Consider the following 15888-nt stretch of genomic DNA (forward strand, 5'->3'; position numbering starts at 1 on the left):
GATTACTACGACCAGTATTTTTTTAAAGACCTTCAACAATAGTAGCTAACTTTAGAGCCTAAACTTTTCCGACAGTTTGTCGTATTTTATCAACACGCTGATTGACATGTGCTACCATGAAAGTATTAATAGTAATTTTAGGGGGAATGAATCAATGTATGGAGAATTACATGGTAAAGTGGCCGTTGTCACTGGTGCAGCTACGGGTTTAGGATTATTTATTACTCTGCGTTATATCTTAGAGGGCATGAATGTTGTTGCTGACTATGTCGGTGAGCTGCCTAAAGAATTTGAAGATGTCCAAGCCAAGCACGCAGACCGCGTAAAATTCGTGAAGGCTGATGTCTCTAATGAAGAAGATATTAAAGCGTTAGCTGAAACCGCTTTAAAAGAGTTTGGTCATGTTGACATTTGGGTAAATAACGCCGGTGTGGAGGCTTCTTTTCCGACAATTGATATGCCATTAAAAGAATGGCAACGTGTCATTGATGTCAATTTAAACGGTGTCTTTTTGGGTTCTAGAGAAGCACTCCGAATATTTAGAGATCAAAAAATCAAAGGGTCAATCATTAATATGTCCTCCGTTCACCAAAGAATTCCTTGGCCAACGTTCGCCCACTATGCGGCAAGTAAAGGCGCAACCGAAATGTTCACGAAAACAATCGCTTTGGAATATGCGGAATATGGTATTCGTGCCAACTGTATTGCGCCTGGAGCGATTAACACACCTATTAATGCTGAAAAATTTTCCGATCCCGAACAGTTAAAACAAACAACAAGCATGGTTCCTATGGGTATTATTGGTAAACCAAATCAAGTAGCTGCTGCGGCCGCTTGGTTAGCTTCTGATGAATCCTCATACGTAACCGGAACAACACTCTTTGTAGATGGCGGGATGTCTCTATATCCTTCGTTCCAACACGGAGCTGGTTAAAAAGTAGTCTGCAACAAAATTCTCTATGAATTTTTGTTGCAGACTTTGTACTATCACACACAAAATCTATTCAGGAGGCTTACCATGAAACTAGTCAAAAATGTTCTTTTAATTTTAATTGGTTTAGTTATTATCGGGATTGGCGCATCCACTTTAAGAGTGGCAGGTTTAGGAGTTGATCCTTTCACTGCTATGAATATCGGACTTTCTTCGATGTTTGGTATGCAATTAGGCATTTTTCAAATTATTGTCAATGCGTTTATTCTATTCTATGTCTATTTAAAAAACAAAAAAGCCATTGGTCTAGGAACTATTTTAAATATGCTTTTAGTAGGAATTTTGATTCAACAGATTTCTACTTGGCTTCAACCTTATGCCAATAGTTTAGGAGGCTCAACAATTGGCAAACTACTTTCTTTATTCGTCGGAGTCCTGATTTTTACATTTGGCTGCGCCTTATACATGGCTACAGATCAAGGCGAGTCCCCCTATGATGCGATTGCGCCAACCATCTGTCAACAAATCAACAAACCTTATGCTTCTGTTCGAAAAGCACAAGATTTGTTGGTCCTATTAATTGGCTTTATTGCTGGTGGTCCAATTGGGATTGGTACAATTATTTGTGCATTTGGTGCTGGCCCACTCATTAGTTTCTGGAACAAGTTACTTCAACCTTTAGTAAAATAATTTTTTAACTAAAATATAAGAAAAAGCGATGACTCCATAGAGATTTTCTTCTCGAGTCATCGCTTTTTTATTTGTACTTTCTTTGAAGAAGCATGATTAGTGTGTTTCTTGTTTGGCTTTCCGTTGTTGTTTTAGTTGATTATTTGTTGGTAGAGTGAAAAACTAGCCGACAGACCCTTCCATCTCATAACTAATCAACCGATTCAACTCAACCGCATATTCCATCGGTAATTCTTTCGTAAATGGTTCAACAAAGCCCATAACAATCATTTCTGTCGCTTCGGCTTCAGATAAGCCGCGACTCATTAGATAATATAATTGTTCTTCAGAAATTTTTGAAACTTTGGCTTCGTGTTCTAAGGAGACTTGGCTGTTATGGATTTCGTTAAACGGAATCGTATCTGATTTTGATTTTTCGTCCATGATAATCGTATCGCATTCGATGTGGGAAATCGATCCTGCGCTGTCTTTGCCAAAAGTAACTTGGCCACGGTAGTTAACTTCGCCGCCGTCTTTAGCAATTGATTTTGAAACAATTGAGCTAGAGGTATTCGGCGCATTGTGAATCATTTTGGCCCCAGTATCTTGGATTTGGTTAGCGCCAGCAAAGGCAATCGATAACATCGTGCCACGGGCACCTTTGCCATCTAAGTAAACGCTTGGGTATTTCATGGTTGTTTTAGCTCCTAGGTTCCCATCAATCCATTCGACAGTGGCACCTTCGTAAGCTTTAGCACGTTTGGTTACTAAGTTGTAGACGTTATCTGACCAGTTTTGAATAGTGGTATAACGACAATAGGCATCTTTTCTAGTGAAAATTTCTACGATGGCCGCATGCAAGCTGTTACTTGAATACGTGGGTGCCGTACAGCCTTCAACATAGTGAACGCTGGCCCCTTCATCGACAATAATCAAGGTCCGTTCAAATTGGCCGGTATTTTCAGCGTTGATTCGGAAATATGTTTGTAATGGTACATCAACTCGAACGCCTTTTGGTACATAAATAAAGGTTCCACCTGACCAAACAGCTGAGTTTAAAGCGGCCAGTTTATTATCTGTTGGCGGCACAAGTTTTGAAAAATACTCTTTGAATAGGTCAGGATATTCTTTTAAAGCAGAGTCAGTATCTGTAAAAATGATGCCTAATTTTTCAAATTCTTCTTTCATGTTGTGGTAAACAACTTCTGATTCATATTGAGCAGAAGCCCCAGCTAGATAAGCACGCTCAGCTTCGGGAATCCCAATTTTTTCAAAGGTTTCTTTGATTTTATCAGGTACATCATCCCAATCGCGTGCGGGTTTGTCACTCGGTTTTTGGTAATATTTAATTTTACTAAAGTCAATATCTGACAGGTCTGGACCCCATTCTTGCATGGGCATTTTATTGAATTGTTCTAACGATTTTAAACGGAAGTCAAGCATCCATTCTGGTTCGCCTTTCACGCGAGAAATTTCGCGAACGACGTCTTCTGTTAGGCCGTCTCCGGTACTAAAGACTGGTTCCACATCGTCGTGAAAGCCAAATTTATATTCTTCTAATTCAGGTACTGTACTCAATTCGTCGTCACCCTTTCTTTATTTTTCACAATGTAAATGACCGGCTTCGCCTTGGCCGTTATTAGCAACAGCCTGCTCTAAGGCTTTCCAAGCCAAGGTTGCACATTTGATCCGAGCTGGAAATTTAGCTACGCCGCTTAACATTGCTGCATCGCCTAATTTTTCATCTTCGGCCACTTCATTTCCTTGAACAAGTTGAGAGAAATCCTCTGCTAAGGCCGTTGCTTCGGCGATTGTTTTTCCTAAGACCGCATCAGTCATCATACTAGCACTTGCTGTACTGATTGAACAGCCACTTCCTTGAAAGGCGATATCTTTAATCACACCGTCTTCAATGGCCACATCCAGTTCAATCACATCTCCACAAGTAGGATTATTCAGTTCAATTGTTTGGCTAGACGCATCTAGCGTTCCGTGGTGATGTGGGTGGCTAGAATGGTCCAAAATGACTTGGCGATATAAGTTATCTAATTTAGAAAGTGCCATGCTGGAAAAACTCCTTTGTCGCTTTAATCGCTTCAACTAAGCGATCTGCGTCTTCTTTGGTATTGTATAAATAAAAACTTGCCCGTGCGGTTGCTGGCACGCTCAAATAGTTTAATAACGGTTGCGCGCAATGGTGACCCGCTCTGACAGCGACCCCTTCCATATCTAACGCCGTAGCCACATCATGTGGATGTAAACCTTCAATATTAAAAGCAATCACACCTGTGTGGTCTTTTGGATTCTGTGGACCATAAATCGTCAAGCCCTCGATAGCTTGCAACTTCGGCAAAACATAGTGAACAAGGGCTGCTTCATGTTGATGAATGGCCTCCAAACCAATTTCTGTTAAATAATCAATGGCGGCACCTAAGGCAATTGCCCCAGCAATATTAGGTGTGCCAGCTTCAAATTTCCATGGAAGCTCTTTCCAAGTACTTTCTTGAAGATGAACAAAGTCAATCATTTCGCCACCAAATTCCACAGGTTCCATTTGTTCCAATAAATGACGTTTGCCATAAAGGACACCAATTCCAGTTGGTCCACACATTTTGTGACCACTAAATGCATAAAAATCAGCATCGATGGCTTGAACGTCCACAGGCATATGAGGAACTGCTTGCGCGCCGTCTACCACCATCACAGCGCCATTTTGATGAGCTAATTGTGTTAATTCTTCGATTGGATTAATGACCCCTAACACATTTGAAACATGAGCAATCGAAACAATTTTCGTTTTTTCTGTAATTTGTTGACGTGCACTTGCCATGTCTAAAAAGCCGTCTTCAGTGACGTCTATATACTTCAAAATGGCTCCTGTACGTTGGGCTAATTGTTGCCAGGGAATAATGTTTGAATGATGTTCCATGTAAGATATGACGATTTCATCCCCGGCTGTAACTGCCAAGTCACCATAACTTTTGGCAATCCAATTCAAACTGGTTGTTGTTCCTCGTGTAAATAAAACTTCCGCTGTTTCTTTGGCATGGATAAATTGGCGAACCTTTTCGCGGGAGGCTTCATAGTCCTTCGTTGCTCGTTCGGCTAACGTGTGCACCCCACGATGAACATTGGCATTATCGGTTTCATAATAATGTCGTAAAATATCTAACACTGCCGTTGGTTTTTGGGTTGTTGCAGCATTGTCTAAATAAACTAGCGGTTCATCATTAACTTCTTGAAATAAAATAGGAAACGATTGACGAATGGTTGCTGCATCCATCATGCGTTTAACTTCCCTTCAATTACTTCTACAAATTCATTTTGTACTTCTTTAACTGGAATTGCTGTAATGACAGAACCTAGGAAGCCACGAATCACCAAACGTTCCGCTTCTTCTTTACGCAAGCCGCGGCTCATTAAATAATACATTTCTTCTGGATCTACTCGACCAACGCTGGCTGCGTGTCCGGCAGTCACTTCATTTTCATCAATTAAAAGAATTGGATTGGCATCACCACGAGCTTTATCAGACAGCATTAAAACACGACTTTCTTGCTGTGCGTCGGCTCCTTTTGCTCCTTTTAAAATGTGGCCAATTCCGTTAAACGTTAAAGTACCACGTTCACGAATAACTCCATGTTGTAAAATATGACCAATTGAATGTGGCGCTTTGTTTGTCACTCGTGTGTCGATGCCTTGTGTTTGTTTACCTGCACTAATTGCAACAACTTTAACTTCTGAATGAGCGCCTTCGCCAACTAAATCAGAATCAAAATCAGCCACAACATCGCCATCATTCATGACGCCTAGAGCCCAATCAACAGAGGCATCCCGCATAATATAGCCACGACGATTCATATAAGTCGTTACAGTTTGCCCTAATTGATCCACGGCTGAGTATTTAACTTTTGCGCCATCTTTCGCAATCACTTCCACAACGATATTTCCAGAAGCTTTCTCTGCGTGATGACCAGTTGATTGAAAACGTTCTAAATAACTGAATTCACTATGATTATCTGCAACGATTAAAACATGTTTAAAGAAAGGTTGGTTGCTATCTGAATCCTGAATAAACAAAGATTCAATTGGCTCTTCAATCACTACGTTTTTAGGAACGTATAAGAAAACGCCACTATTCATGAAAGCTGCATGAGCTGCTGTCAGCTTATCTTCTTCTGGTAATACAGCTTTAGTCATATAGTATTCTTTAACTAATTCTGGGTGCTCTTGTAAAGCAGTAAAAATGTCTGTAAAAATTACCCCTTGTTCCGCTAATGAGGCTGGCAATTGCTCAAAAGCATGAAAAGATCCTTGTTGAACAATTAAAGGATTGTCTTTCATTTGATCAAAACTTGCGACATTTCCTTCAGAAGGCACATAACTTTCCATGTGAACATTTAATAAAGGCCAACGATGAAATTTCACACGATCAATATGTGGTAACTCACTTTCGTCAGCGTTTCTTAAAGCCGTTGTTCGCAATTCAGTCATCCAAGCTGGTTCTTCATGTTCTAGTGAAAAAGCGGTGACTTCGTCAAGATAATCCATTAGATTTACTTTTTTCATTTATCTTGTCCTCCTTACGCTTCTTCTTTGTAATCAATACCTAATTCTTGGCTGATACCAGCATAGCCTTCTGTTTCTAAACGTTTTGCCAAATCAGCCCCACCGGTTTTCACAACGCGGCCTTCCATCATGATATGAACAACATCTGGCGTGATATAGTTCAATAAGCGTTGATAATGGGTAATAATTAACGCACCAAAGTTCTCGCCGCGCATTTCATTAACCCCTTTAGAAACTACTTTTAACGCATCGATATCTAAGCCTGAATCAATTTCATCTAAAATGGCAAACGTTGGCTCTAACATCAATAATTGTAAAATTTCATTTCGTTTTTTCTCGCCGCCAGAAAAACCTTCGTTTAAGTAACGCTCAGCCATTTCTTCAGGCATATTTAATAATTCCATTTTGCTATCTAATTTTTTTAAGAACTGCATGACTGACATTTTGTTGTCTTCGTCACGTTTTGCATTGATTGCTGCACGCATGAATTCAGCATTGGTAATCCCTGGAATTTCACTTGGGTATTGCATTGCTAAGAATAAGCCTAAGCGAGCGCGTTCGTCTACTTCTAAATCTAAAACGTTGACGCCGTCAAACAGAATTTCTCCTTCTGTGACTTCGTAGTTAGGATTTCCCATAATTGCTGCTGATAAAGTAGATTTACCAGTTCCATTAGGTCCCATAATTGCATGGATTTCTCCAGTATTAATTGTTAAATCGACTCCTTTTAGAATCTTTTTATCTTCAATTGATACGTGTAAATTTTTGATTTCTAACACAGACATGTACAATTCCCTCCAACTTGTTTTAATCGTTTTTCCGTTCTCACTCATTTTAGCCTAATTGAGAATGAATCGCAAATTACAATTGCTAAAAATAACAACTCTTATCATCAAATTTTAGGATTCAATTTGTGAAGGAAAATTTTAAAAGGCTGATATTTCAAAGTTTCTCTATATTTTTAAGTGATCCTCCCTACACAAAGAAAAAAATTCTGGTAGAATAAAAAAATTTATTCAAGAAAGCGTTTTCTTGGATAATTACTTTAGAATGACTTTCGCAAAGAGAGCGTTGAGATACGCCTTCATCATCTATACAAAAAAATCCAGAGCATTTGCTTCTCTGGATTCAATAATTTTTATTAGTGATTGGTTTTATACTTCTAAAAGTTCTTGTTCTTTTTCAGCAGTAATCGCATCGATATTTTTGATGCTATCGTCTGTTAATTTTTGAACATCTTTTTCAAATGAACGTAATTCATCTTCAGTGATGTCGCCATTTTTTTGAGCTTTTTTCAATTCATCCATTGCATCACGACGAACGTTACGGACAGCAACTTTTGAGTTTTCCGCTTCTTTTTTCACGTCTTTGGCTAATTCTTTCCGACGTTCTTCCGTTAATTGTGGAATCACTAAACGGATGACATTTCCATCATTGGTTGGGCTAATGCCGATATCACTCATTTGAATAGCTTTTTCAATGTCAGCGATAGAATTTTTGTCAAACGGTGTAATCATTAATACACGTGCTTCTGGGATATTGATACTTGCTAATTGGTTAACTGGTGTTGGTGCACCATAATATTCTACTTGAATACGGTCTAATAGACTTGCGTTCGCACGACCAGCACGAATTTGACCTAATTCACGGCGTAAGCTTTCTTCCGCTTTTGTCATTTTTTCTTTGGCTGTTGCTAAAACTTCTTTAGACATTCTTTATTTCCCCCTTACAGTTGTTCCGATATTTTCACCAAGGATGGCACGACGGATATTTCCTGCTTCATTTAGGTTAAAGACAACTAAAGGAATATCGTTATCCATACTTAATGAGCTTGCTGTTGAATCCATTACTTGCAGCCCTTTAGAAATAACATCTAAATGTGTTAGTTCTTCAAATTTTGTCGCTGTTTCATCCACACGTGGATCCGCAGAATAAACACCATCAACATTGTTCTTCGCCATTAAGATGACGTCCGCATCTACTTCTGCAGCTCGTAACGCAGCCGTTGTATCTGTCGAGAAGTAAGGATTTCCTGTTCCTCCGGCAAAAATAACAACGCGGCCTTTTTCTAAATGACGTTCTGCACGACGACGAATGTATGGTTCTGCAATTTGACGCATTTCAATTGATGTTTGAACACGTGTAGGCACACCAAGATTTTCTAATGTATCTTGCAATGCTAAGGCATTCATCACAGTAGCTAACATGCCCATATAATCAGCTTGTGCACGTTCCATGCCCATTTGAGCACCAATTTGTCCACGCCAAATGTTTCCGCCGCCAACCACGATGGCCATTTCGATACCTAATTCATGGACCTCTTTAATTTCTTGGACGATTTCTTTAATGACTGGTGGTTTAATGCCAAAACCGTCTTCTCCGGCTAGCGCTTCTCCACTTAACTTTAATACGACACGTTGATACTTAGGTTTAACCATCATAATTCCCTCCAAGATTCTCTAAAAATCATTCAATTCCTCATTTAGATGACTTTTCACCAAAATGATTTTTTTGACCAAGCAGTGCGATCCACTGGTTTTGCCTAAAAAAAGGGAGCGCATATCAAAGTTATGCGTTCCCAAATGGCTGAAAGACTGCCTTGAATCAAGCAGTAATCAATTTATGCAGCTTCCTTTGGGGATCGCTGTCTGTTTAGATACTTATGATTCACGGCTTTTCAACCGAGCGTTTGATGCTCTTAGTTTTTCATTTGGCTCATTACTTCATCCGCAAAGTTATCTTCACGTTTTTCGATACCTTCGCCAACTTCAAAACGTACGAATGATTTCACTTCGCCGCCTTTAGAAGCAACAAATTTTTCGACAGTCATATCTGGATCTTTAACAAATGGTTGGTCAACCAAAGCGATTTCTGCTTTGAATTTTTGTAGACGACCAACAACCATTTTTTCAACGATATTTGCTGGTTTACCTTCGTTTAATGCTTGTTCAGTTAACACAGCTTTTTCGTGTTCTAATTCTTCTTGAGGAATTTGAGATTCGTTGACATAGCGAGGGTTGATTGCCGCGATGTGCATAGCAACATCTTTCGCTACTTCTTCGTCAGTTGTGCCATCGATAACTGTTAATACAGCAATACGGCCACCCATGTGTAAGTAAGCGCCAAATGCAGCATTGTCAGCTTTTTCGACAACTTCAAAACGACGGAAGCTGATTTTTTCACCGATAACAGTTGTTGCTTCGATTAAATCAGATTCGATTGTGCCTTTTTCAGTTTTAATAGCCATTGCTTCTTCCATCGTAGCTGGTTTGTTTTCAGCAACTTTAGTCGCAATATCTTTAACTAAATCTTGGAACATTTCGTTTTTAGAAACGAAGTCAGTTTCTGAGTTTACTTCAACGATTGCTGCAACGTTACCCACAGTTGCTACGTTTGCTAAACCTTCGGCCGCAATGCGGTCATTTTTCTTCGCTGCTTTAGCCATACCATTTTCACGTAAAAAGTCTACGGCTTTTTCCATGTCGCCTTCTACTTTTACTAATGCTTTTTTAGCGTCCATCATTCCAACGCCAGTCATATCGCGTAATTCTTTTACCATTTTAGCTGTAACGTCTGCCATTATTTGTGTCCTCCTCGGATATTATCAATTCTTTTTAAAAAAGCTATCTCAAAGGAGAATCAGGCTTTTTGTCGCCTAGCCTTTGAGACAGCTCCGTAATCATTATTATTCAGCTGATTCGTTGTTTCCTTCAACAACATCAACGATTTCTTCGATTGAAGTTGCTTCTGGTGTTTCTTCAACGAATAACTCTTCAGTTGCTTGGTCTTCCCCTTGGTTACCTTCGATGAAAGCGTCAGCCATTTTAGCAGTGATTAATTTCACGGCGCGGATTGCATCATCATTTGAAGGGATTACAACATCGATCTCATCAGGATCACAGTTTGTATCAACCATTGCAACGATTGGAATGTTTAATTTGTGTGCTTCTTGAACAGCAATGCGTTCTTTACGTGGGTCAACGATGTACATTACATCTGGAATTCTTGGCATATCAGCGATACCACCTAAGAATTTTTCTAAACGTTCACGTTCTTTGTTTAAGCCAGCAACTTCTTTCTTAGGTAAAACTTCGAAAGTGCCGTCTTCTTCCATTGCATTGATTTTTTTCAAGCGAGCAATACGTTTTTGGATTGTATCCCAGTTAGTTAACGTACCACCTAACCAACGATGGTTTACATAGTATTGACCAGCGCGGATTGCTTCATCTTTGATTGCTTCTTGTGCTTGTTTTTTAGTTCCTACGAATAAAGCAACGCCGCCTTCTTCTGCAACGTTTTTCATGTAATCGTAAGCTGCATCTACTAATTTCACTGTTTTTTGTAAGTCAATGATGTAGATACCGTTTCTTTCTGTGAAGATATATTTCTTCATTTTTGGGTTCCAGCGACGAGTTTGGTGACCAAAGTGTACGCCGGCTTCTAGTAATTGTTTCATAGAAATTACTGCCATGTTGTGTTTCCTCCAGTTTGGTTTTTATTTTCCTCTTCTTTTCGTCAACTCCTTGAAGAACTACCGTAGTAGCACCACTTCGCAGATGGAAAAGAATGTGGATTTCGTGTGTGAAAATCACACCTTTAACAGTATAAGATATTTTCAGAAAAATAGCAAGCCTTAAAACTAGAAATGTCGCTCCTACTGCGCTTGCCAAACAAGATGACATTCTTCGTTTCCCGTTTCATCGATGGTTCGCTTTTGTTGGACAAAGCCTTGTTTTTGATAAAAGGCATAAGCTGCTTGATTTTTCCTGTAAACAGCCAAAGATAAGAGGTCCTGTTCTTCTTTTGCTACTTGCAGTAATTTCTGACCGATGCCCTTCCCTTGAAACGCTTTTTTTATAAAAATTCCTGCGATATAGTTATCCATTAAGCCTAAAAACCCAATTATCTGACCCTCTTCTTCTGCTAAGATCAGTGTTGCTTTTGGTAACGCAGCGCGGACAAATGCCTTATTTTCTTGCCAATAAGTTGGTGCGACAAATGGATGAGCTTCTAGATTCGTTTGCAGCCAAATAGCCATAATGGTTTCTAATTCTTTTTCTGTTAACTGGGTTGTCTTTTTGATAGTCAGCATTTTTTGACACTCGTTTCTGTTATTGATTATTTTCAAAATAAAACATTAACACACCCGCTGCGATAGCGACATTCAATGATTCTGCTTGACCTTTCATTGGAATATAAAGATTTTTCGTGGTTTCTGCTAACAATTCTGGCGAAACCCCGCTACCTTCATTGCCTAAAATCAACGCATAATTTTCCACTGCCTCTTGTTCATAATAAGCAATCGCAGCTTCATTTAATTCTGTACCGAAAACTGGTAGTCCTTGCTTCTTGAATGCCTGAACCACTTCAGTCAACTCTCGTTGGAGAACTGGTAAATGATAGTGACTTCCCTGCATTGAGCGCAACACTTTTGTATTGTAAATATCTGCTGTGCCCTTACCTAAAATCACGCCTGCTAAACCTGCTGCATCAGCTGTGCGAATCATCGTACCAACATTGCCAGGGTCTTGGATATTATCTAAAAGTAACCAACCACCTTTAAAAGAAAGCAACTGCTCTTGTTGCGTTTCCAAGGTGACAATTGCCAAAATTCCTTGTGAAGTTGGCAGCTCCGACAAGCTATTTAAAACCTCATCACTAACAAAAATTAATTTTTCTGTTTCTTGTTCAGCTAACCAAGTTCCCCATTCTTGTTGACCTCTTTGGTTAAACAAAATCCACTGGACATCGGCATTGGCCTTCACAGCTTCTTCAATTAAATGAAATCCTTCTATTATATATTGGTTCAGTTCTTCTCGGTACTTCTTTTTGTGTAATTTTTTCCATTCTTTTAATTGGTTATTTTTCGTTGATGTAATTTCTTTCATAAGTCACCTCGCCTTTGTATTATAGCATGCTTCTAGCTTGCTTGGATACTTGCTAGAACCAAGAAAAATCGCTATCATAAAGAAAAAAGCAAAGGAAGTGTCTCTCATGGAAAAACTAAGAATGAATGTACAAGGGCGTGTCCAAGGTGTTGGCTTCCGCTACATGACAAAAATGGTGGCAGATCAATTAGGTGTCACTGGTTCGGTGAAGAACGAAGACGACGGGTCCGTTTCAATCACAGCAATTGCACCTGAAGACATAATGGAAACATTTATCAAAAAAATCAAAGATTCCCCCAGTCCAGCGGGACGTGTAACGTATGTTGATATTCAAGAAGACCCTTTGTTAGAAGAAACGGAACAATTTAAAGTGATTCAATAAACTTACTTTCTAACGATTGATTTCTTTGGGAAGAAGCCTTGAACAGCAAGTAGTTCCTGCTTTTTATTGATTTTTGTAAGAGCTTCTTTTCGATTTTGATTGAAAAAGAGCGCTGTTTCAAGTATAGTTAACCATGTAAAAATTTTTTAGAAAAGGACCGAATTACATGCGTAAATTAAACCGATGGCTTTACGGCTCTGGCTTACTATTTTTAGTAATGTTTTTATCAGGCTGTGTGAAAACAGGAGCAGATGGACAACCAACTGGTGAAGGTTTTGTCTATAACTTCCTTGTTTTACCGATGAGTAATGCAATTACTTATCTTGTCGATAACTTTAATTGGAACTATGGTTGGGCGATTATTTTTATCACCATTATTGTACGGATCATTATTTTACCGTTAGGCTTACATCAATCGAAAAAAAGCTTTATCCAAACGGAAAAAATGCAAGCAATCAAACCCCAAGTGGATGTTGCACAAGCAAAAATGAAACAAGCAAGTACGCGTGAAGAACAAATGGCCGCACAAGCAGAACTACAAAAGATTTATAAAGAAAACAATGTGAGTATGGTTGGCGGAATTGGTTGTTTGCCTTTATTAATTCAAATGCCTATTTTCTCTTCTCTGTTCTTTGCTGCTCGTTATACAAAAGGTATTGCCACGGCAAGCTTCTTAGGAATGAATTTAGGGCAACCAAATATGATTTTAGTGGCATTAGCTGGTTTAGCCTATTTAGCTCAAGGTTATATTTCAATGATTGGTATTCCTGAAGAACAAAAGAAAACAATGAAATCAATGCTGATTGTTTCACCATTAATGATTGTTTTCATGTCCTTTAGCTCACCTGCAGGCGTAGCGCTTTACTGGGTAGTTGGTGGTATTTTCACATGTATTCAATCTGCCATCACAAATATCCTCTTACGTCCAAGAATTAAAAAACAAGTACAAGAAGAATTGAAAAATAACCCACCAAAACAAGTGGTTACTCCTATCAAGGATGTGACACCAAAAGAAACAAACAAAGCAACGCAAAAAACGAACCAACCAAAAGCAAACGGCAATAAAGGTCGCAATGCTGGAAAACAAAAACGTAAATAAAAAAAGGATCGCCTCTAAACGGCGATCCTTTTTTTACTTCAATTCTTTCCCAGTCATCTCTTCAATAGTTCGAATAGACTTTGGACCAAAGCCATGCAACGAAAGTAACGCTTTTCGGCCTCGTGCGTAGAGTTCATCCACACTGTCGATTTTTTCATTCGTTAGCGCACGAACAGCTGGCTTTGATAATTGTGTTAAAATTTGTTCAAACGTTGTTTCTAGCATGCTGTCGGTTCCTCCTTAGCGGTCGAAAAACAGCGCTTTTTATTTTACAATTAATAAATCTAAGCTAGCAATTGATAACGCCATTTTAGCAATTTGCATTAATTGTTTTAATCGGTTTTGTTTGACTTTTTCATCCTCAACCATAACCATCGTTTCATTGAAGTACGCATCAATTAACGGACGTAGATTTACTAGTGCTTCATAGTTTTCTGCAATCGTGCGTGTCGCAAATGCTTCAGATAAATCGTTAACTGCTTGATACAGTTCTTTTTCTGCCTTATTTTCAAACAGACTTGGATCAATCCCTTCTTCAGTATCACCTAAAAGTTCTTGACCTTTTTTCGCTAAATTAATAACACGCGTTAAGGCTTCCATTGATGGTTTAAAATCTTGATCTTCAAAACGGCTTTTTAAAATATTCGCTGAAGCAAATAAATTCGATAAATCGGCTTGCTCAGCAGACACCACTGCATCGATAATGTCATGGCGAACATTTTTCGTCATTAATAATTGACGTAAGCGAGCTTTCACAAATTCAACGACTTCTGCTTGTCCTTCGTTTAGTAAAACGCCATATTTCTCAACATCTTGATTCACTGCTTCATCAACTTCTGTTTGTAATTGAACTAATGGGAAGGTCCAGCCTTTATCTTCAATAATTCGGATAACGCCATAGGTTTGACGACGAAGTGCATAAGGATCGTTAGAACCTGTTGGAATCATACCAACTGAGAAGAATGAAAAGACGCTGTCAAGCTTATCGGCTAAGGCCAAAACAGCCCCGATTGCTGTTTCTGGCAATTCACCTTCACTAGAAGTTGGTAAATAATGTTCTCGAATCGCCGTTGCTACGGCTGGTTTTTCGCCTTGTAATAAGGCATATTTTTCTCCCATAATTCCTTGTAATTCTGGGAATTCACCAACCATATTTGTTACTAAGTCAAATTTATAAATTTCAGAGGCACGTTTTAAATCTTCCAATTCCTCCTCAGATAAGCCAACTTTTCGACCAATGATTTGTGCAATTAAAGCAACCCGTTGCATTTTTTCATAAATTGAGCCAATCTTTTCATGGAAAGTCACATTTTTTAGTTTTTCAACACATGCTTCAATCGTTAATTTTTTATCTTCATTGTAAAAGAATTCTGCATCTTCTAAACGAGCAATTAACACTTTTTCATTTCCTTTAATCACGTTTTCAAGGTGAACATTATCCCCATTGCGAACAGCGATAAAATGCGGCATTAATAAGCCTTGGTCGTTACGAACTTCAAAGTAACGTTGGTGTTCTTTCATAGAAGTCACTAATACTTCATCTGGAACAGATAAATATTTTTCATCAAAACTGCCTACAAATGCAGTTGGATATTCCACTAAATTCGTAACTTCTTCCAATAACTCTTCATCTAAAGCTAACTGCCAATTTTTTTCTGCAGCGAGAGCGTTCGCTTGATCAACAATCATTTGTTTCCGTTCATTCGGTTGAACCACTACAAATTGTTCTTTTAATTTTGCTTCATATTCATTAGCATGTTGGAACGTCACATCGTCTCCCAAGAAACGGTGGCCACGAGAAGTTTGCCCTGTCGTCACGTCTAACACGTTGAAAGGAATTACTTCATCATCAAGTAGTGCCACAATCCAATGAATTGGACGAATATATTCGAAATCATAGTTTGCCCAGTGCATTGTTACCGGGAAAGTTAGACTTGTAATCACGTCATTTAATTTTGTTAATACTTCTTTGGCACTTTGGCCTTTGGTAAACTTCGTCACATAGACATATTCGACACCATTTAATTCTTTGAAAACAATGTCCTCAGTTGTAACTCCTTGGCCGCGTACAAAACCTTGTGCAGCTTTTGACCAATTTCCTTCAGCATCTAAAGCAATTTTTTTCGCTGGACCTTTTACTTCTTCTTCAACATCCGCTTGTTTTTCAGGAATCGCAGTTACTTTCACGGCTAAGCGACGAGGTGTGGCAAAGGATTGCACTGTTTCATAGTCTAAATGATGTTCATCTAAAAATTTGATTACTTTTTCTTCAAGTTGGATACGGCTTGGTGTGACAACATGTGCGGGCATTTCTTCTAAGCCAATTTCTAATAATAAATCTTTTGCCATG

At 38.8% G+C, this 15888-nt stretch carries 17 protein-coding genes; 4 read left to right on the forward strand and 13 right to left on the reverse strand.

Features of this window, described 5'->3' with window-relative positions:
• Positions 1-154: 154 nt before the first annotated feature.
• Both IGK72_RS09435 and IGK72_RS09440 read left to right on the forward strand, forming a co-directional pair.
• Complete coding sequence (locus IGK72_RS09435) at positions 155-934, forward strand: SDR family oxidoreductase (protein WP_002359767.1); 780 nt, start codon at positions 155-157, stop codon at positions 932-934.
• Positions 935-1018: 84 nt separating this feature from the next.
• On the forward strand, positions 1019-1621 hold the full coding sequence (locus IGK72_RS09440; protein WP_002389010.1) for a YczE/YyaS/YitT family protein: 603 nt from the start codon (positions 1019-1021) through the stop codon (positions 1619-1621).
• Positions 1622-1783: 162 nt separating this feature from the next.
• On the opposite strand, the gene sufB is transcribed toward IGK72_RS09440, so the two are convergent.
• The 11 genes from sufB to IGK72_RS09495 form a co-directional block, all read right to left on the reverse strand.
• Entirely contained in the window at positions 1784-3178 is a 1395-nt protein-coding gene (gene sufB, locus IGK72_RS09445; protein ID WP_002356769.1) for a Fe-S cluster assembly protein SufB, read from the reverse strand.
• Between the two features lie 18 nt (positions 3179-3196).
• On the reverse strand, positions 3197-3664 hold the full coding sequence (gene sufU / locus IGK72_RS09450) for a Fe-S cluster assembly sulfur transfer protein SufU (protein ID WP_002356768.1): 468 nt from the start codon (positions 3662-3664) through the stop codon (positions 3197-3199).
• Positions 3651-4886, reverse strand: a complete 1236-nt coding sequence (locus IGK72_RS09455; protein ID WP_010709740.1) for a cysteine desulfurase — start codon at positions 4884-4886, stop codon at positions 3651-3653. Before IGK72_RS09455 ends, sufU begins: the two co-directional genes overlap by 14 nt.
• The gene (gene sufD, locus IGK72_RS09460; protein WP_002364433.1) at positions 4883-6169 is read right to left on the reverse strand and encodes a Fe-S cluster assembly protein SufD; all 1287 of its coding nucleotides are present in this window, start codon (positions 6167-6169) and stop codon (positions 4883-4885) included. Before sufD ends, IGK72_RS09455 begins: the two co-directional genes overlap by 4 nt.
• Positions 6170-6183: 14 nt before the next feature.
• Positions 6184-6954 carry a Fe-S cluster assembly ATPase SufC gene (gene sufC, locus IGK72_RS09465; RefSeq protein ID WP_002356763.1) on the reverse strand — a complete coding sequence of 257 codons (771 nt, stop codon included), beginning with the start codon at positions 6952-6954 and terminating at the stop codon, positions 6184-6186.
• A 369-nt stretch (positions 6955-7323) separates the two neighbouring features.
• Positions 7324-7881 (reverse strand): ribosome recycling factor, encoded by a 558-nt coding sequence (gene frr, locus IGK72_RS09470; RefSeq protein ID WP_002356762.1) that lies wholly within the window; start codon positions 7879-7881, stop codon positions 7324-7326.
• A 3-nt stretch (positions 7882-7884) separates the two neighbouring features.
• Positions 7885-8607 (reverse strand): UMP kinase, encoded by a 723-nt coding sequence (gene pyrH / locus IGK72_RS09475; RefSeq protein ID WP_002356761.1) that lies wholly within the window; start codon positions 8605-8607, stop codon positions 7885-7887.
• Positions 8608-8867: 260 nt separating this feature from the next.
• Positions 8868-9749, reverse strand: a complete 882-nt coding sequence (tsf, locus tag IGK72_RS09480) for a translation elongation factor Ts (protein WP_002356760.1) — start codon at positions 9747-9749, stop codon at positions 8868-8870.
• 105 nt (positions 9750-9854) lie between these two features.
• Complete coding sequence (rpsB, locus tag IGK72_RS09485) at positions 9855-10640, reverse strand: 30S ribosomal protein S2 (RefSeq protein ID WP_002356759.1); 786 nt, start codon at positions 10638-10640, stop codon at positions 9855-9857.
• Positions 10641-10823: 183 nt separating this feature from the next.
• Entirely contained in the window at positions 10824-11261 is a 438-nt protein-coding gene (locus IGK72_RS09490; RefSeq protein ID WP_002367049.1) for a GNAT family N-acetyltransferase, read from the reverse strand.
• 19 nt (positions 11262-11280) lie between these two features.
• Positions 11281-12057, reverse strand: coding sequence for a TrmH family RNA methyltransferase (locus IGK72_RS09495; RefSeq protein WP_002394709.1), 777 nt, complete (start codon positions 12055-12057; stop codon positions 11281-11283).
• 106 nt (positions 12058-12163) lie between these two features.
• On the opposite strand from IGK72_RS09495, the gene IGK72_RS09500 reads away from it, so the two are divergent.
• Both IGK72_RS09500 and yidC read left to right on the forward strand, forming a co-directional pair.
• Positions 12164-12439 carry an acylphosphatase gene (locus IGK72_RS09500; RefSeq protein WP_002356756.1) on the forward strand — a complete coding sequence of 92 codons (276 nt, stop codon included), beginning with the start codon at positions 12164-12166 and terminating at the stop codon, positions 12437-12439.
• A 166-nt stretch (positions 12440-12605) separates the two neighbouring features.
• Entirely contained in the window at positions 12606-13538 is a 933-nt protein-coding gene (gene yidC, locus IGK72_RS09505) for a membrane protein insertase YidC (protein WP_002384232.1), read from the forward strand.
• A 33-nt stretch (positions 13539-13571) separates the two neighbouring features.
• On the opposite strand, the gene IGK72_RS09510 is transcribed toward yidC, so the two are convergent.
• Together IGK72_RS09510 and glyS are read right to left on the reverse strand one after the other, a co-directional pair.
• Positions 13572-13763: a DNA-directed RNA polymerase subunit alpha C-terminal domain-containing protein gene (locus tag IGK72_RS09510; protein WP_002356753.1), complete on the reverse strand. Its 192-nt coding sequence runs from the start codon at positions 13761-13763 to the stop codon at positions 13572-13574.
• 39 nt (positions 13764-13802) lie between these two features.
• Positions 13803-15887, reverse strand: a complete 2085-nt coding sequence (glyS, locus tag IGK72_RS09515; RefSeq protein ID WP_010819536.1) for a glycine--tRNA ligase subunit beta — start codon at positions 15885-15887, stop codon at positions 13803-13805.
• Position 15888: the final 1 nt, after the last annotated feature.

Source organism: Enterococcus sp. DIV0183 (assembly GCF_050541505.1).
GTDB lineage: Bacteria > Bacillota > Bacilli > Lactobacillales > Enterococcaceae > Enterococcus > Enterococcus faecalis.

What these genes read in the sequence shown, in the direction of transcription:
- IGK72_RS09435 (WP_002359767.1), top strand. Translation starts at nt 155, where the DNA reads ATGTATGGAGAATTACATGGTAAAGTGGCCGTTGTCACTGGTGCAGCT.
- IGK72_RS09440 (WP_002389010.1), top strand. Translation starts at nt 1,019, where the DNA reads ATGAAACTAGTCAAAAATGTTCTTTTAATTTTAATTGGTTTAGTTATT.
- sufU (WP_002356768.1), bottom strand. Translation starts at nt 3,664, where the DNA reads ATGGCACTTTCTAAATTAGATAACTTATATCGCCAAGTCATTTTGGAC.
- IGK72_RS09455 (WP_010709740.1), bottom strand. Translation starts at nt 4,886, where the DNA reads ATGATGGATGCAGCAACCATTCGTCAATCGTTTCCTATTTTATTTCAA.
- sufD (WP_002364433.1), bottom strand. Translation starts at nt 6,169, where the DNA reads ATGAAAAAAGTAAATCTAATGGATTATCTTGACGAAGTCACCGCTTTT.
- sufC (WP_002356763.1), bottom strand. Translation starts at nt 6,954, where the DNA reads ATGTCTGTGTTAGAAATCAAAAATTTACACGTATCAATTGAAGATAAA.
- frr (WP_002356762.1), bottom strand. Translation starts at nt 7,881, where the DNA reads ATGTCTAAAGAAGTTTTAGCAACAGCCAAAGAAAAAATGACAAAAGCG.
- pyrH (WP_002356761.1), bottom strand. Translation starts at nt 8,607, where the DNA reads ATGGTTAAACCTAAGTATCAACGTGTCGTATTAAAGTTAAGTGGAGAA.
- tsf (WP_002356760.1), bottom strand. Translation starts at nt 9,749, where the DNA reads ATGGCAGACGTTACAGCTAAAATGGTAAAAGAATTACGCGATATGACT.
- rpsB (WP_002356759.1), bottom strand. Translation starts at nt 10,640, where the DNA reads ATGGCAGTAATTTCTATGAAACAATTACTAGAAGCCGGCGTACACTTT.
- IGK72_RS09490 (WP_002367049.1), bottom strand. Translation starts at nt 11,261, where the DNA reads ATGCTGACTATCAAAAAGACAACCCAGTTAACAGAAAAAGAATTAGAA.
- IGK72_RS09495 (WP_002394709.1), bottom strand. Translation starts at nt 12,057, where the DNA reads ATGAAAGAAATTACATCAACGAAAAATAACCAATTAAAAGAATGGAAA.
- IGK72_RS09500 (WP_002356756.1), top strand. Translation starts at nt 12,164, where the DNA reads ATGGAAAAACTAAGAATGAATGTACAAGGGCGTGTCCAAGGTGTTGGC.
- yidC (WP_002384232.1), top strand. Translation starts at nt 12,606, where the DNA reads ATGCGTAAATTAAACCGATGGCTTTACGGCTCTGGCTTACTATTTTTA.
- IGK72_RS09510 (WP_002356753.1), bottom strand. Translation starts at nt 13,763, where the DNA reads ATGCTAGAAACAACGTTTGAACAAATTTTAACACAATTATCAAAGCCA.
- glyS (WP_010819536.1), bottom strand. Translation starts at nt 15,887, where the DNA reads ATGGCAAAAGATTTATTATTAGAAATTGGCTTAGAAGAAATGCCCGCA.